Below are 25,334 nucleotides of genomic sequence, written 5' to 3'. Positions count from 1 at the left end.
CGCGCGCCTCAGCCGACAACGGCGGTATGGGTGGGGAAAAGCTCCAGCGGGTCGCTGACCGACATCGTGTGATTGAGTGTCCAGCGATAGGCGGGGCTGGCCTGCATCACCTCGTCCAGCACGAACGAGACGCCGCCGGCGGTGCCCTTCACATCGGGCAGGCGGGCATAGAACATCTGCCGGGTGCCCGTCATGCAGACCTCTTCGGCCATTTCGCGGGTGGGGGCCACGCCCTGCACCACGACGCACAGTTCATGGCCCGGCTTGTCCTTCAGGGGTTCCATGTCGCCCATCACGCCGTTGCGGCCGAAGACGCTGTAATGCAGTTCCCATCCCTCGGGGCCAAAGCGTTCCTCGGTCTGCTTGCGCGCCCAGTCGATCACCGCATCGACATTGGCGATGGTATAGGGGTCGCGTATGCCCGCCATCCCGACAAAGCGTTCGCCGACCTTGCCGGAGCCTTCCAGTTTCACCCGGAAATCCTCGGCCGGGACGAATTCCATCCCCGTCACGCGGGTGGTCTTTTCGCCGACCTGTTCATAGCGGCAGTTGGTCATGTCCAGCAGGCCGCCCGCCACATATTCGTGGAACGGGTTCGACCGTTCGTACATCGCGTGGCCGGCGACCGATGCGACGGTGCAGCGCTGCCAGGGGGCCATCGCCGTGACTTCGACCGCGTCGGTCGTGATCTCGCCCATCACGGTTTCCTTGGCGCCATAGGGTTCGGCACAGAACGAGGCACATTCCAGCACCTTGCCGAGGTAATAGCTTTGCGCCTCGGGGAAGCCCTTGAAAAGCGCGCAGGCGGCAAAGATCGCGCTGTCCGAGGACCGGCCGCCGATGATGACGTCGCAGCCTTCCTCAAGCAGCTTGACGAAGGGATGCACCCCGGCCATCGCCACGACACGCGATGTTGCGTCCAGTTCGGCTTCAGAAAGGTCGTCTCGGGCGTCGAGGCCGCGCACGGGCGATCCGCCGCGGATCTTCGCGCGGATCAGGTCGCGGTCGACCTCGGAATAGAACCAGCCCAGCTTGAACGGGGGCAGGTTGTGGCGCGCGGCGATGTCGCGGATGATCTGAACATACATGTCGACGCGGCTGTTGGTGCCGGTATCCCCCGCCGAACCGATCAGCATCGGAACGCCGATGCGCCGGGCGGCCAGAAGCATTTCCTCAAGGTCATGTTCCTGCCAGGCGCGGGGGCTGGCGCAGCTGTCATTGCCCAGGGGCACGGGGCCGATGTCGTCGCTGCCGGAATCGGCGGCGATGAAATCGGGACGGGTTTCCACCGCCAGGCGGAAACTTTCGGTCTTGAGCGGGGCAAAGCCCAGGTGCCCGTTCGGGCAGATGATCCTGATGGACGACATGTCTTCCTCTCGCGCTTGGCGTGGTGCCCTTTCCTATGCGCAAACCGTGCCAGAACGGTGCCGGGTTTGGCCTGCGGGGGCAGCCCGGACGGGGGGCGACTGCGCGAATTCCGCGCGGTGGTGTGGGGATCACGCGCGGTGGCGGATCAGGCCTTCAGCAGGCCCAGCTTGATCATCTGGTGACGCAGCGCATGGCGCGACAGGCCCAGAAGCCGTGCGGCCTCTTGCGGGTTGCCGCCCGCCGTCGACATCGCCTGCCCGATCAGCCCGCGCTGGAAGGCTTCGGTCGCGGCGTGGTAATCGGTCGGGTCGGTCGCCACTGGTTGGGCGGGCTGATCCTTCGTGCCCGCGACGCTGCGCAGGATCCGGTCGGGCAGGTGACGCGGCAGGATCTCGTTCTCATCTTCAAGGATGAAGATTCGCTCCAGCAGGTTTTCCAGCTCGCGCACGTTGCCGGGCCAGGCATAGCGTTGCAGGATATCCTCGGTTTCCGGTGCAAGCCCGCGGACGGCGCGGCCGTAGGACCGGTTGAACCGCGCGATGAAGTGCCGCGCCAGTGTCAGAACGTCGTCGCCCCGGTTGCGCAGGGCGGGCAGGTTCACCGCCACGACCTGAAGCCGGTAGTAGAGGTCTTCGCGGAACCGGCCCGAGGTGACTTCGGACAGAAGCACCTTGTTCGTCGCCGCAATGAAGCGCACGTCGACCTTGACGGGTTTCACCGCACCCACCCGGCGGAATTGCTGGGTATCCAGCAGCGTCAGCAGCTTGGCCTGAAGCGTCAAGTCCATCTCGCGGATCTCGTCCAGAAAGACGGTTCCCTGATTGGCGGCCTCCACCAGCCCCAGCTTGCGATCCACAGCCCCGGTGAAGGCGCCCTTCTCGTGCCCGAACAGTTCGGATTCCAGAAGGCTTGCGGGAAGCGCGGCGCAGTTGATGTCGACGAAATCGCGCGCCGCGCGGGATGACACTTGATGGATCATCCGCGCGACAAGGCCCTTGCCGGTGCCGGTCTCGCCATAGATCAGGACGGTGCGTGTCGGGCTGCGGCCGATCTTGTCGACCAGCTTTCGCAGGGATTCGATGGCCGGGGAGGTGCCCACCAGTTCGTTGCTGTAATCCGCCATGCCGTCTTCCGGATGCCCGGCCGCGCCTTACCTGTCAGCGGCAGGGGGCCATCCGCTGCCAGCGGCCAAGGCAGGGCGTGCCTTCGCTGATCTCCATTTCCCCCAGACTACACGAATAGACGACCGAGGAAATGGTTTCGGCACCGTCGCTTCCGTTTCCGTGCTGGCAGATCGGCGCGCCCTCGGTGCCGCCATTTGGGCCGGGATGCGTGGACATCAGCGCGCGGGCGGCGGCGCGCGTCCAGTCGTGGCCCGGCAGGACGCGGGCAAGGTGATCGTAACGCGCGTGCGAATTGCCGGCGATCCGGTCGCCATCGGCACCAAGGGTTTCGTCGCAGGTCGCCGCGTCGGTGTAATGGTTGGTGCGCCATTGCAGGCCGCCTTCGGCAATCGCCGGGCCGCGCGCCGACAGTTCGACCGAGGCCGTCGCGCCGGAACGATCGGCCAGAACCAGCGTGCCGCCCCCCGCATGGGGCGTGGCGCGGATCATCGCCAGCGCCTCGGCCACCGTCGCGGCGCGCGCCAGAAGGCGAGGCAGCAGGAAATACCGCAGCCAGCCGACCCGGTGGCGGTTGACCGCAACCTGCGTGTCGGCCACCGCAAGCCCCGCCGCATTGATCCCCGAGGACCAGGCCGCCAGGCTGCCAAGGCTGCCCAGGCTCAGGACCTGCCCTGTGGCGATGTCCGGCCCGGCATGGCGCAGCACGCACTGGATGCCCAGATGCGCGCCCGAAAAGTCGCGGTTCTTGAACACCATCGGCCCCTCGGGGCCACCGCCAATGGCAATCGCGCTGCACCCGTCGATCAGCGCAGCACCGCCTTTTATGTCGCGCAGCGTGCCAAGGTGCAGATGCGCGAACATGTCGGCCTCGGCCAGGCCAAAGGCGTCCGCCACCCCGCGAAGTTCGGCAAGGCTTTCGGGATCATGCTTTTCGTGAAAGCGGCGTTGCGCAGCCAGGTAGGCCACGGCATCGGCGTCGATCAGACCATCGGCACGGGCCTGTTCCACGCGCGCCACGGTCGCGCGGCGCACCGTTTCGACCGGCGCCGCGCCCTGTTGCGCCCGACCCCGGTCATAGGCCGGGCCCGATGCCGAAACCTCGATCATCGCGCGCCTTCCAGAAGGGTCAGGTTTTCGTCGAGCCGGTGACAGGCGGCGACATGGCCCGGCCCCACCGTCCGGCTTTCGGGGGCAAGCGTCTGGCAGGCCGGGATCGCCAGCGGGCAGCGGGTATGGAACTTGCAACCCTTCGGCGGGTTCAGGGGCGACGGCAGGTCGCCCTGCAGCCGCACGCGCGCCTTCGCCCGGCGCGGCCCCACCTCGGGCACGGCGGACAGAAGGCTTTGCGTATAGGGGTGGCGCGGGTTGTCCAGCACCCGGTCCACAGGACCTGTTTCCACGATCTCGCCCAGATACATCACCGCCACCCGGTCGGCGAGATAGCCGATGACCGAGATGTCGTGGCTGATGAACAGATAGGTCAGGCCCAGTTCGCGCTTCAGTTCCAGCAATAGCGCGATGATCTGCGCCTGGATCGACACGTCCAGCGCCGAGACGGGTTCGTCGCAGACGATGAATTCGGGGTTCGACACAAGCGCGCGGGCGATCCCGATGCGCTGGCGCTGGCCGCCGGAAAACTGGTGCGGATAGCGGTCAAGCTGACCCGCGCGCAGGCCAACGCGTTCCAGCACGCGGGCGGTGATCGCGCGCGCCTCTTCGCCTTCGGCGATGCCATGCAAGGCCAGCGGCAGGCCTACGATCTCGGCCACGGTGCGGCGGGGGTTCAGGCTGGCGTAGGGGTCCTGAAAGATGATCTGCATCCGCCGCCGCATCGCCTTGAGATCGGGGGGCGACAGGGCGGTCACATCTGTGCCGTCAAAGGTGACCCGGCCCGCGGTCGGTTCGTGCAGGCGCAGGATCGCCCGGCCGAGCGTGGACTTGCCGCAGCCCGATTCCCCGATCAGGCCCAGAACCTCGCCCTTCTCGACGGTCAGGGATACGTCGTTCACCGCCCGCACGACGCTGCGCGGCACGCCCGTCAGGCGCTGCGCAAGGGACCGGCGCGCCTCATATTCCTTGGACAGACCGTCCACGCGAAGCAGGGTCATTCCACATCCTCCAGTCTGAGGCACCGGGCGCGGCGCCCCGGCCCCGCATCGCGCATCGGCACCTCGACCAGACATTCGGGCCGGGCCAGAGGGCAGCGGGAATGGAACCGGCATTGCGGCGGCAGGCCCACCAGATCGGGGACCTGCCCGCTGATCGGGGTCAGCGGCTGGCCACGCAGCGCCGGCCGCGGGATCGAGGCCAGAAGCCCCCGCGTATAGGGGTGGCGCGGCTGGCCGATCACCTGATCGGTCGGCCCTTCCTCGACCACCTGGCCTGCATACATCACCATCACCCGGTCGCAATGTTCGGCGACCACGCCAAGGTCATGGGTGATCAGCACCACCGCCATCCCCAGCCGTTCGCGGATGTCGGTGATCAGTTCCAGAACCTGCGCCTGGATCGTCACATCCAGCGCGGTCGTGGGTTCGTCGGCGATCAGCAGCTTGGGCCGGCAGGCCAGCGCGATGGCGATCATGATCCGCTGCCGCATCCCGCCGGAAAATTCATGCGGATACTGCCTGAGCCGTGTGTCGGGCGAGGGGATCCCGACAAGGCCAAGCATCTCGACCGACCGGTCACGGATCGCGGCGCGGCGTGCGCTGCCCGACGAGGGCAGGGTTTCGTCATGGGCCTCCAGCACCTCGGCAAGCTGTTCGCCCACGGTCAGCGCGGGGTTGAGAGCGGTCAGCGCGTCCTGCATCGTCATTGCGATGTCGCGGCCCCGGATCGCGCGCATCTCTTCGGACGACAGGTCGCGCAGGTTGCGCCCGTCAAAGAAGATCGTGCCCTGGGTCACGCGTCCGGGTGACCGAACGAGGCCCATGACGCTGGAAAACGTCACCGACTTGCCCGATCCGCTTTCGCCCACGACGCCCAGGCATTCCCCGCGCGAGACGCGCAGGCTGACCCCGTCCACCGCGCGGACCAGACCGGCGCGGGCGTTGAATTCGGTCCGCAGGTTGGTGACTTCCAGAAGCACGGTCATTCGCTGAACCTCGGGTCGAAGGCGTCACGCAGGCCCTGGCTTGCGACGTTGATCGCCAGCACAAGAAGCAGGATGGCAAGGCCGGGGAAGGTGGAAACCCACCAGGCCTCGAGGATGAAGGCGCGTCCGTCCGATACCATGCTGCCCCAGCTTGCGGTGGGCGGCTGCACGCCAAGGCCAAGGAAGGACAGCGACGCCTCGAGGATGATCACGTTCGCCATGCGGATGGTCGAGACGACGATGACGGGCGACAGGATGTTCGGCAGGATTTCGCGCCACATGATGTGGCGGGGACCGGCGCCAAGCGCGCGGGCTGCCTCTACATATTCCAGTTCGCGCACGGCCAGTGTTTCGCCCCGCACCACGCGGCAGGGGATGACCCATTCCTTGTAGGCCAGCGCCAGCACGATGTTCATCAGGCCCGGCCCCATCATGGCCATCAGGCCGATGGCGAAGATCAGGTAGGGAAAGCCAAGAAGGATATCCACCACCCGCCCGATGACGACATCGACCCAGCCACGGAAATAGCCCGCCGCAAGGCCCGCAAGGATGCCCACGCCGGTGGCAAGAATGATGACCGCGACCCCGATGAAGATCGAGATCCGCGCGCCATAGATGATGCGCGAAAGGATGTCGCGGCCAAGCGCGTCGCAGCCCAGGGGATAGGCCCAGTCGCCCCCCTGCACCCAGGCGGGCGGTTGCAGGCGGCGGAACAGGTCGGTGGCGTTCGGGTCCTGCGGCGCGATCAGCGGTGCCGCCACGGCCATGATGACGAAGATCAGCACCACGATGACCGAGGCCATCGCCAGCCGGTTGCGCCGGAATTCGCGCAGGTTGCGGCGGAACAGGGAATCGGCGGGGGGTGTGGGGGCAAGGGTTGCGTCGGTCACAGCTTCACCCTCGGGTTCAGGACGGTGTAGAGGATGTCGGCGATGAAGTTCAGCAGGACATAGGTGACCGCGTAAAGCAGCACCGCCGCCTGAACCAGCGGGTAGTTCCGCAGGAAGATGCTTTCCACCACCAGACGCCCCAGGCCGGGCCAGCCGAACACGGTTTCAACGATCATGTTGCCGCCCAGAAGGCTGCCGGTTTCGATCGCCGCGACCGAGACGGTCGGGATCAGCGCATTCTTCAGCGCGTGGCGGTAAAGCACGCGGCGGCGGGGCAGGCCCTTGGCCTCGGCAAAGGTGATGTAGTCCTGCCGCATCACTTCCAGCATCGAGGTCCGGGTGACCCGCATCAGGATCGCCGTCATCGGCAGGCCGAGCGTGATGGCGGGCAGCAGAAGATAGCGCAGAGCTTCGCCGAAGGCGGCGATATCGCCAGCAAGAAGCGTGTCGATCAGAAGGAAACCCGTGACGGTCAGAACCTCGCTGGCATAGCCGATGCGCCCCGACACGGGCAGGATCTGAAGGTGGACGGCGAAGAGCATGATCAGCAGGATGCCGAACCAGAATCCGGGCAGCGACACCCCCAGAAGCGAGCCAACCGTTGCCATCCGGTCGAATATGGAATTCTTCCGGATCGCGGCCAGCACCCCCAGCGGAATGGCGGTGGCCAGGGCCACGATCAGCGCGACAAGCGAAAGTTCGATGGTCGCGGGCAGCCGTTCGGCGATGACATCAGCCACCGGCCGCCCGTGATAGTAGCTTTGGCCGAAGTCGAACTGCACGGCATTCGCGACGAACAGGAAGAAGCGTTCCACCAGCGGGCGGTCAAGGCCCAGGTCGCGGCGCAGCTCGGCCTCCTGTTCGGCGGTGATCGCCTGTTCGCCGACCATGATCTGCACCGGGTCGCCGGGTGTCAGCGCCAGCATCACGAAGACGATGAGGCTGACCCCAAGCAATACGGGGACAAGCTGGATTATGCGCTCCAGCAGCTTTCCGAGGCTCATCCCCGTTCCTCCCGGTTCAGGTCAGGTCAATTCAGGCAGGCGTCGTGCAGGTTGATGCGGCTGTCGGCACTGGGCTGCCAGCCGGTCACGCGCTTGGAAACGCCGTAGATGTCCTTGGGAACCCAGAGATAGACATAGGGCTGATCCGCGTTGATCATCATCTCGGCGTCGCGATACATCGCCCGGCGCTTTTCCACATCCAGCTCCACGGCGGCCGCATCAAGGATCGCGTCAAGTTCCGGGTTGGCATAGCCCGCCGAATTGCCGCGGTCATTGGTCTTGTGCGTCGGCGTGAAGATATCGAACGGATCGAGCGAACCGTTGCCCCAGCTGGTGAAATACATGTCGCCGGACTTGGGCGCGCCCTTGGTGCGCCACTTGTCGGAAAGCTGGGCGCCTTCGCCGACCATCACGGTGGTGCGGATGCCCGCGTTGGTCAGCATCGAGGCGATGGCCTCGGCCGTGTCCTTGAACGCGCCTTCGGTGTCCATCGTCACGTCGATCCCGTCGGGGAAGCCCGCCTCGGCCAGAAGGGCCTTGGCCTTTTCCGGGTCATAGCCCACCTTCGGCAGTTCGCTGGCGCCGAACGCGTCGGGCGAGAGGATGCCGTCGATCGGTGCCGCGTTGCCGCCGAGGATCTTGTCGATGATCAGCTGCTTGTCGATCGCCATCGCGGCGGCCTGGCGCACCTTCACGTCGTCGAAATGTTCGCCTTCCATGTTCATCGCGATGAAGAAGCTGCGGGTGCCGTTCACCGTCATCACCTGCGTGCCGTCGTTCGATTCGACCTGAGAGATCGAGAAGGCGGGCAGTTCGTTGATGATATGCACCTCGCCCGCCAGAAGGGCGGCGACGCGGCTGGCGCTTTCGGGAATGATCTTGAAGATCACGCGATCGACGCATGCCTTGTCGACCGGCGGGATATCGGCAGCGCCGCCGTAATAGTCGTCGAACCGCTCCATGATGATGGCATCGCCCTTGCGCCATTCCACCAGCTTGAAGGGGCCGGTGCCGTTGACCTGGGTCGCCAGCCCTTCGTTGCCGACGGATTCGACGAAGGCCTTCGACACGATCTGCTGGTTGGGCAGCATCGCGGGCAGGATCGGCCAGGGTTCCTTCAGCGTGATCCGGACGGTATCCGGCGCCGTGACATCGACCGAGGCGACCGGTCCCATCAGGCCTTGGCGCGGGCTGGTCTGGCCACCCATCGCGTTCTCGACGGTGATACGGTCCAGCGTGAACTTCACGTCCTCGGCGGTCAGGGTGCTGCCGTCATGGAACTTCACCCCCGACCGGATCTTGAAATCGTATTCGGTGGGCGAGATCTGGGTGATCGACTCTGCGAGCTCGGGCACGACAAGCATGTTTGCATCGCGAGTCAGCAGGCCGTCATAAAGGTTGCGGATGATCGTCTCCGTCTCGCGCTTGCGGTGGTTCGCAGGATCAAGCGTGTCGGCATCGAGCGTGAAGCCGACGATCAGGTCCTCGGCCGCGACGGCGGCGGGAAAAAGGGCTGGGGTGGCGGCCAGAGCGGTGGCCATCAGCAGACGCGGAAGTGCTTTCATTTGGTATCTCCCATGTGATCATGCCCCGGTTCTTTGGGTGCGTTGGTCCGATCGGTGCGGACATCAGACTGGTATGCACAAGACGTGCCACACTCGTTCCGCCCCCTGATCCCTGATCGGCCAAGGGGGGCGCGCTGCCTGCGTGAATGTCACGCAGGCCTGTTTGGCTTTCACGCCTGTCGGCGGCGGGCGGCGCGCGGCGGAATTCCTGCCAGCCCGCGGTACTTGGCGACCGTCCGTCGCGCCAGCGCCGCGCCCTCGGGCAGCAGACGTTCGGCGATGGCAGCATCCGAAAGGGGCCGTGCCGGGTTTTCCGCCGCCACGATGGCCCGCATCCGCTCCAGCACCGCATCGACCGACAGGGGGTCCTCCAGCCGTCGGGCGGCAGGGGCCGAGGCGCACATCAGGTCGCGCAGTCGCAGGGTGCGCTTCGGGGTCTTCAGGTAAAGGGCCGCAGTGACACGGCTGACGGTGCTGCGGTGCATTCCCGTCGCTGCGGCCAGATCGTTGATCGTCAGCGCCGCAAGCGGGCCGGACCTGCGCAAATGGGTATCCTGCCGGGCGACGATCTCGGCGGCGATGGCCAGAACCGTGCCGTGGCGCCGCTCCAGCGCCTGCACCAGCGCCCGCGCCTCGCGCAGGGATTCGGGCGATGCGCCTGAGCCGGTCAGCCGCAGGCTTGGCGCGGTCTGCGCGTTCAGTTCCACGATCCAGCCCTCGCCATCGCGGCGCAGCACCAGATCGGGGGGGCGGGCCGGTGCCGGAGCCTGCGAAAAGGCGGCCCCCGGTTTCGGGTTCATCCGCCGCAGCGCCCGCGCCATCGTCAGCACCGCGTCCTGATCGCAGCCGCAGGCCGCGGCAAGTGCGTCGATGTCGCCCGCGGCCAAGAGCGGCAGGTTTTCAAGCAACCGCAGAAAGGCCGGGGTCAGCAGGCCCTTTTCTTCGGCCTGAAGGTGCAGGCATTCCGCCAGCGACCGGGCAAAGAGGCCGGTCGGTTCGGCGGCCTGCAATTGCCGCAGGACCTTTTCGGCGCGGGCGATGGGAACGCGCGCCTCGGTCGCGATGTCCGCCAGATCGGCACCTAGCCAGCCCGACGGTTCCAGCGCCTGAAGGAACGCCTGGGCGACGGGCCGGTCAGCCGGGTCGCGCACCAGAAGCGGCAGCTGCGCGCCCACATGCGCGATCAGCCCCGGATCGCCCTCGGCGATCCTGTCGGTGTCGTAGCCACCGGACGCGCCCTGTGGATCTGGCGGCGGGCGGGGCCGCTGGTCGGACGGTGGCGAAATCTGCCGCATCAGCCCGAGCCATGCTTCGGGTTCCGCCTCGGGTGAAGGGTCCAGCGCGGCGTTCTGCGCCTGAAGGTCTGCCAGCCGGGCGGAAAGTTCGGTGTTCGACAGGGCGAGGAATCCGATCGCCTGCCGCAGCGCCGGCGTCATCGCCAGCACGCCGCGCTGTTTCAGCCCAAGGTCCATACCAACCACGACAGTCTCCCCGGCTCGGGTGTGAAGGCCGATGCGCAAGGCCCATGAGGGCGGCATCGCGATGACCGGATACGTGCGGCCCCGTGTCGGGTCGGACGGCGGCGCGCCCCCTGCCCATGCCGCTTGACGGGTTCAGCATGGCCCCGTTTCACCCGGCAGGCAACCGTCCTTTGCGGGTCCGCCATGCGACCGTGCGAACGGGTGGGGCAGCGCCGTTGCGCGTTATCGCACAATTCCGGTGCATCCACGGCAGGCGACAAGCCGCATCGTGCCGCCTACCTCAAAAGCAACGTTTTTGCACAGCAGGAGACAGCACATGGCATCCCCGAAGATCGCGGTCATTTTCTATTCGACCTATGGCAGCAACCACGGCATCGCCCTTGCGGCGGCCGAAGCGGCGAAGGCCGCCGGGGCTGAGGTGCGTCTGCGCCGCATTCCCGAAACCGCCCCCGCCGCAGTCGTGGCCAGCCAGGACGCCTGGAAGGCGCAAGCCGACCGCAGCGCCGAGATCCCGGAAATTTCGGTCGAGGATCTGGAATGGGCCGACGGCTTCTACCTGACCAGCCCCACCCGGTTTGGCGGCATGGCCAGCCAGACCCGCGCCTGGCTCGATACGCTGGGCGGTCTGTGGGTGAAGGGGGCGCTGGCGGGCAAGACGATCACCGCCTCGGCCACCGCGCAGAATCGCAACGGCGGCACCGAAGGCGCGATCCAGCAGACCTATGTTTCGGCCATGCATTTCGGGATGATCCCGGTCGCGCCGGGCTATACCGATCCGGTCAAGTTCGAAGATGGCGGCAACCCCTATGGATTCTCGGGCCAACCGGGCGCGCTGGACGAGACGGGCAAGAAATCGGTCGCACATCAGGCGAAGCGTCTGGTGGAAATCACCGGCAAACTGGTCGGCTGATACTACTGAACGGGCCGGGGCAGATGACCCCGGCCCGGTTTCCCTGGCCCCGTCGGCTCAGGCCGGGACGGGTGGCAGGTAGCGCGTCTTCAGTTGTGGCGGCGCCCTGCCTTCAAGCGTCGCCAGATCGTGCCGCACCGCGGCCTCGCCCCGCTGCCGCAGGATTTCAAACGGCCCGCGCGGGAAGTTGAGGCCAAGCTTAAGCGCCGTGTCGATTGCGTCCGGGCGCACCCCGCCCGATGCGGCCAGCCACAGCGCCTCGTTCACAAGCGTCGCCTCGATCCGGTCGGCGATTGCCCTTGAGTCCGCCGGGGGATCGGTCGCGCCAGTTCCGATGAAGCCCGCACCCGACTTGCGCCCAAGCCGCCCCGCCGCGACCTGGGCCACCAGCCGTTCGGGCACATGATAGCGGGGATGCCCGCCCATGGCCCGCCACAGCGATTGCGTTGCGGCAAGGTTGATGTCGGCCCCGATCAAGTCGATCAGCGCGAAAGGCCCCATCCGGTAGCCCGCCGCCACCATCGCCGCGTCGATCCCGGCCGGGTCGTGGCCTTCTTCAAGCAGGATGAGAGCCTCGCCATAGAACGGGCGGGCACAGCGGTTCACGATGAAGCCGGGGCTGTCCGGCGCGGAAACCACCGTCTTGCCCGCCGCCTCGGTCAAGGATCGCGCCAGCGCCGCGGCCTGCTCTGTCCCCGGTGGCGCGATCAGTTCGACCAGCTTCATTGCTTGAGCCGGATTGAAGAAGTGCAGCCCGATCAGGCGCGTCGGATCGGCCAGCCCTGCCGCAAGGTCGCCCACCCGCAGGGAAGAGGTGTTCGTCGCCAGAACCGCCAGAGGTGCGGCCTGTTCGAGGCGGGTGAAAAGCGCGCGCTTGGCATCCGCGTCCTCGGCGATCGCCTCGATGACCAGCGATGCCGGGGCAAGGTCCGCGACATCCCCGACAATCTCCAGCCGTCCGGCAATGGCCTGCGCCTCGTCGGCGGTCATCCGGCCCGCCGTGACGCGGGACGCCAACATTGCCGACACCCGTTCCGCCGCCGTGGCGCGCGCGCCGGGCAGGGCATCGGTGGCCAGCACCCGGTGACCGGCCTGCGCATAGACCTGCGCGATGCCAAGGCCCATCGTGCCCAGACCCACGACCGCGATGATCGGTTTCGCCATGGCGCCTTGCCCCTTCGGTCAGCCCCTTGTCCGCCCGGCGATCTTCGCCTGTCGGCAATATATTTCAAGATCAAAATTTCAAACTTGAAATTAAAGGGACAAAGTGGCAGCGTCCGCTAAGGATCGCTGAACCGGAGGCTGCAATGGGGATGAAGGTGCTGTGCCTTGGCGGGGGACCGGCCGGCCTTTACTTTGCCATCTCGATGAAGCTGCGCGATCCGTCGCATCAGGTGACGGTGCTGGAACGCAACCGCGCGAATGATACCTTCGGCTGGGGCGTTGTGCTGTCGGACGATGCCCTTGGGCGGATGGAACGGAACGATCCCGTCTCGACCGCCGCGATCCGGGGCAGCTTTGCCTATTGGGACGATATCGCCGTGGTCCATGCCGGGCATCGCACGGTTTCGGGCGGGCACGGCTTTGCCGGGATCGGGCGCAAGGCGATGCTGGTCCTGTTGCAGGCCCGCGCCCGCGAACTGGGCGTGGACATGCGGTTCGAAACCGAATTCCGCACCGCCGAGGACTATCGCAGGGAATACGATCTGGTGGTCGCGGCCGATGGCATCAACAGCGTGGTGCGCCGCGAATATGCCGATGTGTTCCGGCCCGACATCGACACCCGCTTGTGCAAGTTCGTCTGGCTTGGCACGCACCAGAAATTCGACGACGCCTTCACCTTCATCTTCGAGAAGACGGAACACGGCTGGGTCTGGGCGCATGTCTACCAGTTCGACGACAACACCGCGACCTTCATTGTGGAATGCCTGCCCGAGACATGGGATCGCTGGGGTTTCGCCACCATGTCCAAGGAAGAGACGGTGGAAACCTGCCGCCGGATCTTTGAGGCGCATCTGGGTGGCCATGACCTGATGTCGAACGCGGCGCATCTGCGCGGGTCTGCCGTCTGGATGCAGTTTCCGCGCGTGATCTGCGACCGGTGGTATCACGAAAATGTCGTGCTGATGGGCGATGCGGCGGCGACGGGGCATTTCTCGATCGGGTCGGGCAGCCGTCTGGCCTTTGACAGCGCCATTGCGCTGGCCGACTACCTGCACAGCGAACCGACGATGGAAGACGCCTTCCGCCGCTATCAAGACGAACGCCGGGTCGAAGTGCTGCGCCTGCAATCGGCGGCGCGCAATTCGCTGGAATGGTTCGAACAGGTCGAACGCTATCTCGACATGCCGCCGTTGCAGTTTGCCTATTCGCTGCTGACCCGCAGCCAGAGGATCAGCCATGAAAACCTGCGCGCCCGCGACCCCGAGTGGCTGCGCCGGGCCGAGGACTGGTTTCAGGAACAGGCCGGCGGAACCCCCGGACGCGCGCCGATCTTCGCGCCGTTTCGTCTGCGGAACATGGAGCTTAAGAACCGCATCGTCGTTTCGCCCATGGCGCAATACAAGGCGCGCGACGGTGTGCCGGGCGATTGGCACCTGGTGCATTACGGCGAACGCGCCAAGGGCGGCGCGGGCGTGGTCTATACCGAGATGACCTGCGTTTCGGCGGATGGACGCATCACCCCCGGTTGCCCCGGTCTCTATGCCCCGGAACACGAGGCCGCCTGGCGGCGCATCGTCGATTTCATCCACACCGAGACCACCGCGAAGGTTTGCTGCCAGATCGGCCATGCCGGGCGCAAGGGATCGACCCGGATCGGCTGGGAAGGGATGGATCAGCCGCTTGCGACGGGCAACTGGCCGCTGCTGGCGCCCTCGGCCCTGCCCTGGAGCGAGGCGAACGCCACCCCCCGCGCAATGGATCGCGCCGACATGGACCGGGTGCGCGACCAGTTCGCCGCCGCTGCCGGGATGGCCGCGCGCGCGGGCTTTGACATGATCGAACTGCACGCGGCGCATGGGTATCTGATCTCGTCCTTCATCTCGCCGGTGTCGAACCGGCGGACGGATGCCTACGGCGGGTCGCTTGAGAACCGGATGCGCTGGCCGCTCGAGGTGTTTTCGGCCATGCGCGCCGCTTGGGGCGAGGCGCGGCCGATGTCGGTGCGGATCTCGGCCAACGATTGGGTGGACGAGCACGGCGTGACCCCGGCCGAGGCGGTTCAGATCGCCCGGATGTTCGCGGATGCGGGGGCCGACATCATCGACGTGTCGGCCGGTCAGACCACCACCGAGGCCCGCCCCGTCTATGGCCGGATGTTCCAGACGCCCTTCAGCGACCGGATCCGGAACGAGGCACATCTGGCCACGATGGCCGTGGGCAACATCACCGATGCCGATCAGGCGAATTCCATCCTGATGGCCGGCCGGGCCGATCTGGTCTGTCTTGCGCGGCCCCATCTGGCCGATCCCTACTGGACACTGCACGCCGCCCTGGACCTGGGCGACCGCGCCGCCGACTGGCCGCTGCCCTATCTGGCGGGGGCCGATCAGGCGCGGCGCCTGGTGCAGAAACAGGCCGAGGCGATCCGGGCATGACGCGGCGGGTTCTGGTCACGGGGGGCGGATCGGGGATCGGGCGGGCCATCGCCCGCGCCTTCGCGGATGCGGGCGACGCTGTCACCATCACCGGGCGCCGGGCCGAGGCGCTGGCCGAAACCGCCGCCGGCTATTCCATGACCTGCCGGGTCGCTGACGTGACGGACGAGGGCGCCGTTCAGGCCCTGTTCGATGGGCCCTTCGATGTCGTCATCGCCAATGCGGGGGGCGGTGTCGCGGGCAAGCTGGCGCAGGCCACGCTGGCCGACTGGAACCAGACGCTGGCGGTGAACCTGACGGGCACCTTCCTGACCTTCCGTGCCGCCCTGCCCGGCATGGGGCGGGGCGGGCGGCTGATCGCCATCGCCTCCACCGCCAGCCTGAAGGGGGGCGCCTCGATCCCGGCCTATGCGGCGGCCAAGCACGGGGTGCTTGGCCTTGTCCGTTCGGTCGCGCTGGATGTCGCGCCGAAGGGCATCACCTGCAACGCGATCTGCCCCGATTTCGTCGTGACGCCGCTGACCGACAAGGCGATTTCCAGCCTTCAGGCCCGCTTTGGCGTCAGCCGGGCCGAAGCCGAGGCGCGGCTGGTCGCGGACAATCCCGCAGGCCGCCTGATCCAGCCTGAAGAAGTGGCGGCGGCGGCGGTCTATCTGGCGTCGCCCGCCGCCGCGATGGTCAACGGCCATGCCTTGACCCTGACGGGGGGCGCGGCATGACCGATCCGCTGTCCAAGCGCCGCCTCAAGGCCTGGATCCGGCTGCTTGGCGTCACCCGGTCGATCGAGGCGGAACTGCGCGAATTCCTGCGGGTCAAGCATGACACCACGCTGCCCCGGTTCGACGTGATGGCCGCGCTATGGCGGCGGCGCGAGGGGCTGACGATGACCGAGCTCAGCCGGATGCTGCTGGTGTCGAACGGCAACGCCACCGCTGTGGTCGACCGTCTGGAAAAGGACGGGCTGGCGCGCCGCCGCCCGTCCGAGACCGACCGCCGCACCGTGCATGTCGCGCTGACCGACGAAGGTGCGCGGCTGTTCGAGGGGCTTGCGGCCGAGCACGAGCACGAGGTGAACCGCCTTCTGTCGGACCTCGCCGAAGAGGATCTGGACGCGCTGACCGCCATGCTGCGACGGATCACGAAAGGAGAGCCGAAATGACCAAGATGGCCGATCTGAAGCCGCAGCATTTCATCTGGGACTGGCAGGACCGGGTGGCGACGATCCGGTTGAACCGGCCCGACCGCAAGAATCCGCTGACCTTCGACAGCTACGGCGAATTGCGCGACATGTTCCGTTCGCTGCCCTATGCGACGGATGTCGATGTGGTGGTCTTCGCCTCGAACGGGGGGAATTTCTGTTCGGGCGGCGATGTGCATGACATCATCGGCCCGCTGGTGGGGATGGACATGAAGGGCCTTCTGGCCTTCACCCGGATGACCGGCGACCTGGTCAAGGCGATGATCGGCTGCGGCAAGCCGGTGATCGCGGCGGTTGACGGCATCTGCGTGGGCGCGGGCGCGATCATCGCGATGGCCTCTGACCTTCGGCTGGCGACGCCGGGGGCGAAATGCGCCTTCCTGTTCACCCGCGTGGGCCTGGCCGGCTGCGACATGGGCGCCTGCGCGATGCTGCCCCGGATCATCGGGCAGGGCCGCGCGGCAGAACTGCTTTACACCGGGCGGATGATGCGCGCCGAGGAGGGCGCGGCCTGGGGGTTCTGGAATGCGCTGCACCCGGCCGACCGGCTTGAGGCCGAGGCGCTGTCGCTGGCCGCGAGCCTGGCCGCCGGGCCGACCTTCGCCCATGGCATCACCAAGACCCAGCTCAACCAGGAATGGAACATGGGGCTGGATCAGGCGATCGAGGCCGAGGCGCAGGCGCAGGCGATCTGCATGCAGACGCGCGATTTCGAACGGGCGTATCGCGCCTTCGTCGGCAAGGAAACCCCGGTGTTCCGTGGGGATTGAGGCTGGGATCGAGGCGCCGGGGCTCTGCCCCGGACCCCGGGGTACTTGGATCAGGTTGAAGACATGAGCGACAAGAGTTTCCTCGACTGGCCCTTCCTCGACCCCGCGCATCGCGCGCGGGCCGAGGCGCTTGAGGCATGGTGCGCGGGCCTTTCGGTGGATCATGCCGATACCGATGCCGCCTGCCGCGCCTTGGTGGCGGCACTTGGTGCGGGCGGCTGGTTGCAGGCTACAGCGGCGGGCGAGGGCGAACGGATCGACGTGCGCAGCCTCTGCCTGACGCGCGAGATTCTGGCCCGCCATGACGGGCTGGCCGATTTCGCCTTTGCGATGCAGGGGCTGGGCATGGGGGCGGTGTCGCTGTTCGGGACGGGGCCGCAGCGCGACTGGCTGGCCGAAACCCGCGCCGGCCGGGCGATCGCGGGCTTTGCCCTGACCGAGCCGGGATCGGGTTCGGACGTGGCGCGCAGCACAATGACCGCCACGCGACGGGGCGACCGTTACGTTCTGGACGGGGAAAAGACCTATATCTCGAACGGTGGGATCGCGGAAGTCTACACCGTCTTCGCCCGGACCGGAGAAGGCGAGGGCGCGCGGGGCCTGTCGGCCTTTCTGGTGCCAGCCGACACGCCGGGCCTTGAGGTCGCCGAGCGGATCGAGGTGATCGCGCCGCATCCGCTGGCGCGGCTTCGGTTTGACGGATGCGAACTGCCCGAAGCCGCGATGATCGGGGCGCCTGGGCAGGGCTTCAGGATCGCCATGTCGGTCCTCGATGTGTTCCGCCCGACGGTCGGGGCCGCCGCGCTTGGCTTTGCCCGACGCGCGCTGGACGAGGCGCTGGACCGGTGCCGGGGGCGCCAGCTGTTCGGCGCGCCGCTCTCGGACCTGCAAATGGTGCAGGGCCACCTTGCCGACATGGCGCTGGAGATCGACGCCGCCGCCCTTCTGGTCTATCGCGCGGCCTGGGCCAAGGACCGGGGCGCGCCCCGCATCACGCGCGAGGCGGCGATGGCCAAGCTTTTCGCCACCGAGGCCGCGCAGCGCGTGATCGACCGGGCGGTGCAACTCCATGGCGGCGATGGCGTGCGCAAGGGCTTTGCGGTGGAAAGCCTGTATCGGGAAATCCGGGCGCTGCGGATCTATGAAGGGGCCAGCGACGTGCAGAAGATCGTCATCGCCCGCGCCGTGCTGGGGGGCGAGGGATGAGCTATTCGCGCGACATCCAGATCGAGTTCAACCATTGCGATCCGGCCGGGATCGTCTTTTTCCCGCGCTATTTCGAGATGGTGAATTCGGTCGTCGAGAACTTTTTTGCCGATGTGCTGCGCCACCCCTTCGCGCGGATCACGATCGAGGAAGGCTGCGGCGTGCCGACGGTGCGGCTTCAGGTGACATTCACCGCGCCCAGCCGTCTGGGGGAAACCGTGCGCTTCACGCTGGAGGTAGAGGGCGTCGGATGCAGCAGCGCCGACTTCCGCATCATCGCCGCGCGCGACGGCGAAACCCGCCTGGAGTGTGCGCAGCGCATCGTCTGGGTGGGCCCGGATGGCCGGGCGCAGGCTTGGCCAGCACCGCTGAAGGCGCGGTTGACCGAACAGATCAGGAGCACGCCATGACGCAATCGCCGCATGAAATCCTGCACCCGTCGAACTGGAAGCCCGCCCAGGGCTATGCCAACGGGATCGCCGCGACCGGGCGTCAGGTCTATCTGGGCGGAATGATCGGCTGGAACGGCCAGCAGGAATTCGAGACCGACGATTTCGCCGGTCAGGTGGCGCAGACACTGCGCAACATCGTCGAGGTGCTGGCGGTGGCGGGCGGTCGGCCGGAACACCTGGTGCGGCTGACCTGGTATGTCACCGACAAGCACGAATACCTCGGCGCCCTGCGCGAGGTGGGCCGCGCCTACCGCGAGATCATCGGCAAGCACTATCCGGCAATGGCGCTGGTGCAGGTCGTGGCGCTGGTCGAGGACCGCGCCAGGGTCGAAATCGAAGCAACCGCCGTGATCCCCTGAACGGGGTGCGGCATCGCGGGTAAGCCGCCCGGCAGAGGCGCGCCCGCCAACAGGGAGAGTTGGGATGAAAGGCAACCCGCCTCTGGGGCCGTCGGCGCATGTCGACACCTTCACGCGTGACAACCTGCCGCCGCCCGATCTGTGGCCGGACCTGTTGCTGGACGGGTTCGACTATCCGGAATGGCTCAATGCGGCGGTGGAACTGACCGACCGCATGGTCGAACGCGGTTTCGGCGACCATACTGCGCTGATCGGCAACGGCCGGATGCGCACCTACAAGGAACTGACCGACTGGACCAACCGCATCGCCCATGCGCTGGTGGAAGACTACGGCGTGAAACCGGGCAACCGGGTGCTGATCCGGTCGGCCAACAACCCGGCGATGGTGGCCTGCTGGCTGGCGGCGACCAAGGCGGGGGCGGTGGTGGTCAACACCATGCCGATGCTGCGCGCGGGCGAGTTGGGCAAGATCATCGAAAAGGCCCGCATCAGCCATGCGCTGTGCGACACCCGCCTGATGGACGAACTGACGATCACGGCCAAGGGCAGCCGGTTCCTGTCCTGCGTGGTGGGGTTCGACGGGACGGCCAACCACGATGCCGAACTGGACCGCGCGGCCCTGTCGAAACCGGTGCGCTTCGAGGCCGTCAGGACCGGGCGCGACGATGTGGCGCTTCTGGGCTTCACCTCGGGCACGACGGGCGAACCCAAGGCCACGATGCATTTCCACCGCGATATCCTGATCATCGCCGATGGCTATGCGCGCGAGGTTCTGGACGTGCAGCCTTCGGATGTCTTCGTGGGGTCGCCGCCGCTTGCGTTCACCTTCGGGCTTGGCGGGCTGGCCGTCTTTCCGCTGCGCTTTGGCGCGTCGGCCGCGCTTCTGGAACAGGCCACGCCGCCGAACATGATCGAGATCATCCAGAAATACCGCGCGACCGTTTGCTTCACCGCGCCGACCGCCTACCGGGTGATGCTGCGCGCGATGGAGGACGGGGCGGACCTGTCCAGCCTGCGCGCGGCGGTCTCGGCGGGCGAAACGCTGCCCGCGCCGGTCTATCAGGAGTGGGTAGAGCGCACGGGCAAGCCGATGCTGGACGGGATCGGATCGACCGAGATGCTGCACATCTTCCTGACCAACCGCTTCAGCGACAGCCGACCGGCCTGCACCGGGCGCCCGGTGACGGGCTACGAGGCGCGGGTGATCGGGCCGGACGGGGCCGAACTGCCGCGCGGCGAAACCGGGCGGCTTGCGGTGCGGGGGCCGGTGGGGTGCCGGTATCTTGCCGCGCCCGCCAAGCAGCGCGCCTATGTCCAGGGGGGCTGGAACCTGACCGGTGACAGTTTCTGGCACGATGACGAGGGGTATTTCCACTTTGCCGCGCGCAGCGACGGGATCATCCTGTCGGCCGGCTACAACATCGCTGGCCCCGAGGTCGAGGCCGCGCTGCTGGCCCATCCCGATGTGGTGGAATGTGCCGTTGTCGGGGCGCCCGATGCCGAACGCGGCCAGATCGTCGAGGCGCATGTCGTGCTGGCGGCGGGGGTTTCGCCCTGCGATGCCACGGCGAAGATGCTTCAGGATCACGTCAAGGCGATGATCGCGCCGTTCAAGTATCCCCGCCGCGTGGTCTTCACCACGGGCCTGCCCAAGACCGAAAGCGGAAAGATCCAGCGCTTCCGCCTTCTGGAGGGGCGCACATGACGGTTCTGCTTGCCAGCGCCGAAGGAATTGGAAAACTGGACCCACAACAAACAGGGAGCCTGAAATGAACCTGAAATCCGTATTGATGGGCGGGATCGCCGCCCTTGCCCTTGCCGTCGGCGCCGCTGAGGCCGAAGGCGTCAAGGTGGGCATGATCACCACGCTTTCGGGCGGCGGCGCGGGGCTTGGCGTCGATACGCGCGACGGCTTCCTGCTTGCGCTGAAACAGGCGGGCGATGCGGGCGCGGCCGTGGAACTGGTGATCGAGGACGATCAGCAGAAGCCCGACATCGCGGTGCAGATCGCTGACAAGATGATCCAGTCGGACAATGTCGATGTGCTGACCGGGATTGTCTGGTCGAACCTTGCGATGGCGGTGGTGCCCGCCGCCGTGGCGCAGAACAGGTTCTACCTGTCGACCAATGCCGCACCCTCGGCGCTGGCGGGCGCGGGTTGCCATCCGAAGTATTTCTCGGTCTCCTACCAGAACGACAACCTGCACGAGGCCGCGGGTGCCTATGCCAGCGAGGCGGGGATCGGCAAGATCTTCATCATGGCGCCGAACTACCCCGCGGGGCAGGATTCGCTGGCGGGCTTCAAGCGGTTCTTCAAGGGCGAGGTGGTGAACGAGGTCTATACCCAGGTGGGACAGACCGACTATGCCGCCGAGATCGCGCAGATCCGCGCCAGCGGGGCGGATGCCGTGTTCTTCTTCCTGCCCGGCGGCATGGGCATCGCTTTCATGAAGCAATATGCCGAATCCGGCGTGGGCCTGCCGCTGGTCGGCCCGGCCTTCAGCTTCAGCCAGGACATCCTGCCCGCCGTGGGCGATGCCGCGCTTGGGGTGAAGAACACCGCGCAATGGTCCAAGGATCTGGACAATGCCGCCAATAAGGCCTTTGTCGAGGGGTTCCAGGCGGAATACGGCCGCCTGCCGTCGCTTTATGCGGCGCAGGCCTATGACACGGCGAACCTGCTTCTGTCGGCGATGGCCAAGGCCGACGTGGCCGATGCCGATGCCTTTGCGGGCGCGCTGAACGCCGCCGAGTTCGACAGCGTGCGCGGCAAGTTCCGCTTTGGCCCGAACCGCCACCCGATCCAGGATATCTATATCCGCGAGGTGGTGAAGGAGGGTGATGTCCTGACCAATCGCATCATCGGTGTCGCGATGACAGACCGGGGCGACGCCTACGCCGATCAGTGCCAGAACTGATCCCTGTCGCGGGCCGGGGCTGACCCCGGTCCGCGCCTTTTTCCCTGACACGAAGGAAGACGCGCGTGCTGCTTCTGGCCGAGCAGGCCCTGAACGGTCTGCAATACGGAATGATGCTGTTCCTGATGGCGGCGGGCCTGACGCTGGTCTTCGGCGTCATGGGGCTGATCAATCTGGCGCATGGGTCGCTTTACATGATCGGCGCCTTCGCCTGCGCGGCGGTCGCAGCGGCGACGGGATCGTTCTGGCTGGGGATGGCCGCCAGCCTTGCCGCCGCGGCGGCGGCGGGCGCCGTTGTGGAAATGGCGGTGATCCGAAGGCTTTACGCCCGCGACCACCTGGATCAGGTGCTGGCCACCTTCGCGCTGATCCTGTTCTTTTCGGAAGGCACACGCTGGGTCTTCGGATCGTTCCCTCTGTACCTGACGCTGCCGTCCGCCCTGTCGGGCGCCGTCACACTGCCCGGCGGGCTGCAATACCCCGTGTTCCGGCTGGTCATCATCGCGGTGGGGGCTGCCGTGGCACTGGGGCTTTGGCTGCTGATCACGCGGACCCGTCTTGGCATCCGCATCCGCGCGGGTGAGGCCGACCGCGAGATGATCGGCGCCCTGGGCGTCGATATCGCGCGGCTTTACACCATCGTCTTCGCCCTCGGCGCGGCGCTTGCGGGGCTTGCGGGCGCGCTGGTGGGGTCCATCCAGTCGGTGCAGGTCGGCATGGGGGAACCCGTGCTGATTCTGGCCTTTGTCGTGATCGTCATCGGCGGGATCGGATCGGTGAAGGGGGCGCTGGTGGGGGCCCTGCTGGTGGGGATGACCGACACGCTGGGAAAGGCGCTCTTGCCGGGGCTTCTGGCTACGGTCATGGACCCGTCCAGCGCCAACACCATCGGCTCGGCGCTGGCCTCGATGATGATTTACATCCTGATGGCGGTCATCCTGATCGCCCGGCCGCAGGGCCTTTATGGCGCGAGGGCCTGATCCATGCGGCGGGACATGACCATCAACCTCGTGATCTTCGGCCTTCTGGTCGCCACCGCGATCGGCGCGCATCTGATGGGCGAGGGGTTCACCGTGACGCTGGCCACCAAGGCCGCGATCTTCGGGCTGGCGGGCGTGGGCCTGAACCTTGCACTGGGTTACGGGGGGTTGGTGTCGTTCGGCCACGCGGCCTTCTTCGGCATCGGCGGCTATGTCACCGGCATCTTCGCAAGCCACGCGGCCAGCGGCCAGCCCATCCTGACCCTGCCCTTCACGCTTGCGGGCAGCAACGAGATGCTGGGCATCTGGCCGATGGCGATGGTCGCGGCCGGTCTGGCCGCGCTGGTCATCGGGGCGCTGTCGCTGCGCACGACGGGCGTCTATTTCATCATGGTGACGCTCGCCTTCGCGCAGATGCTGTTCTACTTCGCGATCAGCTGGCCGCGATACGGCGGCGAGGACGGGCTGAGCTTTTATGTCCGCAACACCTTTCCCGGCCTGAACACCTTCGATCCGATCCAGTATTTCGCGATCTGCGCCACGCTTCTGGGCCTTGCGCTGCTGTTCACGGCGGTCGTCACGCAATCGCGTTTCGGGCTGGCGCTTCAGGCGGCGCGGCAGAACAGCCAGCGCACCGTGGCGGTCGGCATCCGCCCCTACGGCATCCGCCTTACGGCCTTCGTGCTGTCGGGGATGATCGTGGGGCTGGCGGGGGCGCTTTACGCCGACCTCAACCGGTTCGTCAGCCCGGCGATGCTGTCATGGCACATGTCGGGCGAGATCATGGTCTTTGTCATCCTGGGCGGGGTCGGGCGGCTGTGCGGCCCGGTGGCGGGGGCCGCGATCTTCATCCTGCTGGAGCACCTTCTGGGAGGTGTCAGCGATTACTGGCAGGCGCTTCTGGGACTGTTGCTGCTGGCGATCGTGCTGTTCGCGCCGGGTGGCCTGATCGGCATCGTCACCGGGAGCCGCCGCCATGCATGAGCCGATCCTGGAACTGACCGGGCTGCGAAAATCCTTCGGGGCGCTTGTGGCCACGGACGATGTCAGCCTGACCCTGCGGCCTGGCGAGATTCACGCCCTGATCGGGCCGAACGGGGCCGGAAAATCGACCCTGATCCGGCAGATCACCGGCGAGATCCGCCCCGATCAGGGCAGCATCCGTTTCGAGGGGCAGGTGATCGACGGGCTGGACGCGGCGGCCCGCGCCCGTCTGGGTCTTGCGCGCAGCTTTCAGGTGTCATCGGTCATTCCCGATTTCACCGTCCTTCAGAACGTCATGCTGGCGGTCGCCGGTGCCAGCGGCAACGCCTTCGGCCTGCTGCGACCGGCCCTGTCGGATCACAGGCTGACCGAGCCTGCAGCCTTTCACATCGAACAGGCGGGCCTGTCCGGTCGCGCCGGGGTGAAAGCCGCCGAACTGGCGCATGGCGAACGCCGAAAGCTGGAGATTGCCATGGCGCTGGCGCTGCGCCCGCGTGCCTTCCTGCTGGATGAACCGATGGCGGGGATGGGGCTGGAGGGCGGCCGGCAGCTTACGGCGATCCTTTCGGACCTCAGGACCGAGGCGCCGATCCTTCTGGTCGAACATGACATGGATGCGGTCTTTGCGCTGGCCGACCGGATTTCGGTTCTGGTCTATGGCCGGATCATCGCAACCGGCACCGTCGACGAGATCCGCGCCAACCCCGAGGTGCGCCGTTCATACCTGGGAGAGGCGGCATGACCGCGCTGCTTCAGATCGATCGGCTGACCGCCTCATACGGTAGCGTGCAGGCGCTGTTCGACCTGTCGCTGACGCTTGAGGAAGGGCAGGTCGTGGCCCTGATGGGGCGCAATGGCATGGGCAAGACGACGACGATCCGCTGCATCACCCGCCTCTTGCCCGCGACCGGCGGCAGCCTGCGCCTGGCGGGCCAGGACGTGACCCGGCTTTCCGCCCCGCGCGTGGCGCAACTGGGCGTCGGGCTGGTGCCAGAGGGGCGTCGGTGTTTCGCGCCCCTGACGGTGGCCGAGAACCTGCTGGTCGCCGCTCGCCCGGGCCCCTGGGATACGGCCCGTGTCTGCGCGCTGTTCCCGCGCCTTGCCGAACGGATGACACAGGTTGCCCGGACCCTGTCGGGGGGCGAACAGCAGATGCTGGCGATCGGCCGGGCGCTGATGACCAACCCGCGGCTTCTGATCCTGGACGAGGCGACCGAGGGGCTGGCCCCCGTGGTGCGGCAGGAAATCTGGCGCGGCGTGCGGCAACTGAAGGCCGATGGCCTTTCCATCCTTCTTGTCGACAAGTCGCTGAAGGAAATCGCGACCGTGGCCGACAGCGCGGTGATCGTCGAACGGGGCGCGACGGTCTGGACCGGCGGGATCGACGGGCTGACGCCCGAACTGACGGATCGTTACCTGGGCGTGTGACCGG

At 67.0% G+C, this 25,334-nt stretch carries 24 protein-coding genes; 14 read left to right on the top strand and 10 right to left on the bottom strand.

The genetic code is table 11. The features are described 5' to 3' along the window. Positions 1-8: 8 nt before the first annotated feature. The 9 genes from E7811_RS10990 to E7811_RS10950 all read right to left on the bottom strand — a co-directional run bounded on the left by E7811_RS10990 (position 9) and on the right by E7811_RS10950 (position 10,517). Positions 9-1,367: an acyclic terpene utilization AtuA family protein gene (locus tag E7811_RS10990; RefSeq protein ID WP_136394669.1), complete on the bottom strand. Its 1,359-nt coding sequence runs from the start codon at positions 1,365-1,367 to the stop codon at positions 9-11. Positions 1,368-1,513: 146 nt separating this feature from the next. Then, the gene (locus tag E7811_RS10985) at positions 1,514-2,491 is read right to left on the bottom strand and encodes a sigma-54 interaction domain-containing protein (protein WP_136394668.1); all 978 of its coding nucleotides are present in this window, start codon (positions 2,489-2,491) and stop codon (positions 1,514-1,516) included. Between the two features lie 34 nt (positions 2,492-2,525). Next, positions 2,526-3,599 (bottom strand): C45 family autoproteolytic acyltransferase/hydolase, encoded by a 1,074-nt coding sequence (locus tag E7811_RS10980; RefSeq protein WP_136394667.1) that lies wholly within the window; start codon positions 3,597-3,599, stop codon positions 2,526-2,528. Continuing rightward, positions 3,596-4,600, bottom strand: a complete 1,005-nt coding sequence (locus E7811_RS10975) for an ABC transporter ATP-binding protein (protein ID WP_136394666.1) — start codon at positions 4,598-4,600, stop codon at positions 3,596-3,598. The genes E7811_RS10980 and E7811_RS10975 overlap by 4 nt, the downstream gene beginning before the upstream one ends. Next, positions 4,597-5,586, bottom strand: coding sequence for an ABC transporter ATP-binding protein (locus E7811_RS10970; RefSeq protein WP_136394665.1), 990 nt, complete (start codon positions 5,584-5,586; stop codon positions 4,597-4,599). The genes E7811_RS10975 and E7811_RS10970 overlap by 4 nt, the downstream gene beginning before the upstream one ends. After that, positions 5,583-6,476: an ABC transporter permease gene (locus E7811_RS10965; RefSeq protein WP_136394664.1), complete on the bottom strand. Its 894-nt coding sequence runs from the start codon at positions 6,474-6,476 to the stop codon at positions 5,583-5,585. The genes E7811_RS10970 and E7811_RS10965 overlap by 4 nt, the downstream gene beginning before the upstream one ends. Next, the gene (locus E7811_RS10960; RefSeq protein ID WP_136394663.1) at positions 6,473-7,480 is read right to left on the bottom strand and encodes an ABC transporter permease; all 1,008 of its coding nucleotides are present in this window, start codon (positions 7,478-7,480) and stop codon (positions 6,473-6,475) included. The genes E7811_RS10965 and E7811_RS10960 overlap by 4 nt, the downstream gene beginning before the upstream one ends. Positions 7,481-7,506: 26 nt before the next feature. After that, positions 7,507-9,045, bottom strand: a complete 1,539-nt coding sequence (locus E7811_RS10955) for an ABC transporter substrate-binding protein (RefSeq protein WP_246020369.1) — start codon at positions 9,043-9,045, stop codon at positions 7,507-7,509. A gap of 170 nt (positions 9,046-9,215) precedes the next feature. Then, positions 9,216-10,517, bottom strand: a complete 1,302-nt coding sequence (locus E7811_RS10950) for an RNA polymerase factor sigma-54 (protein ID WP_246020394.1) — start codon at positions 10,515-10,517, stop codon at positions 9,216-9,218. Positions 10,518-10,842: 325 nt separating this feature from the next. Here E7811_RS10950 and E7811_RS10945 point away from each other — a divergent pair, with 325 nt between their 5' ends. After that, positions 10,843-11,436 (top strand): NAD(P)H-dependent oxidoreductase, encoded by a 594-nt coding sequence (locus E7811_RS10945; RefSeq protein ID WP_136394661.1) that lies wholly within the window; start codon positions 10,843-10,845, stop codon positions 11,434-11,436. A gap of 57 nt (positions 11,437-11,493) precedes the next feature. Here the strand turns inward: E7811_RS10945 and E7811_RS10940 are convergent, their stop codons facing one another. Next, positions 11,494-12,600, bottom strand: a complete 1,107-nt coding sequence (locus E7811_RS10940) for a 3-hydroxyacyl-CoA dehydrogenase (protein WP_136394660.1) — start codon at positions 12,598-12,600, stop codon at positions 11,494-11,496. A 149-nt stretch (positions 12,601-12,749) separates the two neighbouring features. On the opposite strand from E7811_RS10940, the gene E7811_RS10935 reads away from it, so the two are divergent. The 13 genes from E7811_RS10935 to E7811_RS10875 all read left to right on the top strand — a co-directional run bounded on the left by E7811_RS10935 (position 12,750) and on the right by E7811_RS10875 (position 25,330). Beyond that, positions 12,750-15,035, top strand: a complete 2,286-nt coding sequence (locus E7811_RS10935; protein WP_136394753.1) for a bifunctional salicylyl-CoA 5-hydroxylase/oxidoreductase — start codon at positions 12,750-12,752, stop codon at positions 15,033-15,035. After that, a complete protein-coding gene (locus E7811_RS10930) occupies positions 15,032-15,754 on the top strand; it encodes an SDR family NAD(P)-dependent oxidoreductase (protein WP_136394659.1) in 723 nt (240 codons plus the stop codon). The genes E7811_RS10935 and E7811_RS10930 overlap by 4 nt, the downstream gene beginning before the upstream one ends. Continuing rightward, positions 15,751-16,194 (top strand): MarR family winged helix-turn-helix transcriptional regulator, encoded by a 444-nt coding sequence (locus E7811_RS10925; RefSeq protein WP_136394658.1) that lies wholly within the window; start codon positions 15,751-15,753, stop codon positions 16,192-16,194. Before E7811_RS10930 ends, E7811_RS10925 begins: the two co-directional genes overlap by 4 nt. Then, positions 16,191-17,003, top strand: coding sequence for an enoyl-CoA hydratase family protein (locus E7811_RS10920; protein ID WP_136394657.1), 813 nt, complete (start codon positions 16,191-16,193; stop codon positions 17,001-17,003). The genes E7811_RS10925 and E7811_RS10920 overlap by 4 nt, the downstream gene beginning before the upstream one ends. Before the next feature lie 63 nt (positions 17,004-17,066). Next, complete coding sequence (locus tag E7811_RS10915) at positions 17,067-18,209, top strand: acyl-CoA dehydrogenase family protein (protein ID WP_136394656.1); 1,143 nt, start codon at positions 17,067-17,069, stop codon at positions 18,207-18,209. Further along, entirely contained in the window at positions 18,206-18,619 is a 414-nt protein-coding gene (locus tag E7811_RS10910; RefSeq protein WP_136394655.1) for an acyl-CoA thioesterase, read from the top strand. The genes E7811_RS10915 and E7811_RS10910 overlap by 4 nt, the downstream gene beginning before the upstream one ends. After that, positions 18,616-19,020 carry a RidA family protein gene (locus E7811_RS10905; RefSeq protein ID WP_136394654.1) on the top strand — a complete coding sequence of 135 codons (405 nt, stop codon included), beginning with the start codon at positions 18,616-18,618 and terminating at the stop codon, positions 19,018-19,020. Before E7811_RS10910 ends, E7811_RS10905 begins: the two co-directional genes overlap by 4 nt. 64 nt (positions 19,021-19,084) lie before the next feature. After that, positions 19,085-20,725, top strand: coding sequence for an AMP-binding protein (locus E7811_RS10900; RefSeq protein WP_136394653.1), 1,641 nt, complete (start codon positions 19,085-19,087; stop codon positions 20,723-20,725). Between the two features lie 64 nt (positions 20,726-20,789). Beyond that, positions 20,790-21,938, top strand: a complete 1,149-nt coding sequence (locus E7811_RS10895) for an ABC transporter substrate-binding protein (protein ID WP_136394652.1) — start codon at positions 20,790-20,792, stop codon at positions 21,936-21,938. A 68-nt stretch (positions 21,939-22,006) separates the two neighbouring features. After that, positions 22,007-22,918: a branched-chain amino acid ABC transporter permease gene (locus E7811_RS10890; RefSeq protein ID WP_136394752.1), complete on the top strand. Its 912-nt coding sequence runs from the start codon at positions 22,007-22,009 to the stop codon at positions 22,916-22,918. A 3-nt stretch (positions 22,919-22,921) separates the two neighbouring features. Continuing rightward, positions 22,922-23,902, top strand: a complete 981-nt coding sequence (locus E7811_RS10885; RefSeq protein ID WP_136394651.1) for a branched-chain amino acid ABC transporter permease — start codon at positions 22,922-22,924, stop codon at positions 23,900-23,902. Beyond that, entirely contained in the window at positions 23,895-24,644 is a 750-nt protein-coding gene (locus tag E7811_RS10880; protein ID WP_136394650.1) for an ABC transporter ATP-binding protein, read from the top strand. Before E7811_RS10885 ends, E7811_RS10880 begins: the two co-directional genes overlap by 8 nt. Beyond that, complete coding sequence (locus E7811_RS10875) at positions 24,641-25,330, top strand: ABC transporter ATP-binding protein (protein WP_136394649.1); 690 nt, start codon at positions 24,641-24,643, stop codon at positions 25,328-25,330. Before E7811_RS10880 ends, E7811_RS10875 begins: the two co-directional genes overlap by 4 nt. Positions 25,331-25,334: the final 4 nt, after the last annotated feature.

The sequence above is a fragment of the Aliigemmobacter aestuarii genome (assembly GCF_004799285.1).
Taxonomy (GTDB): domain Bacteria; phylum Pseudomonadota; class Alphaproteobacteria; order Rhodobacterales; family Rhodobacteraceae; genus Aliigemmobacter; species Aliigemmobacter aestuarii.
The sequence above is the reverse complement of the archived record's forward strand: the minus strand, read 5'-3'. Positions and strand labels throughout refer to the sequence as shown.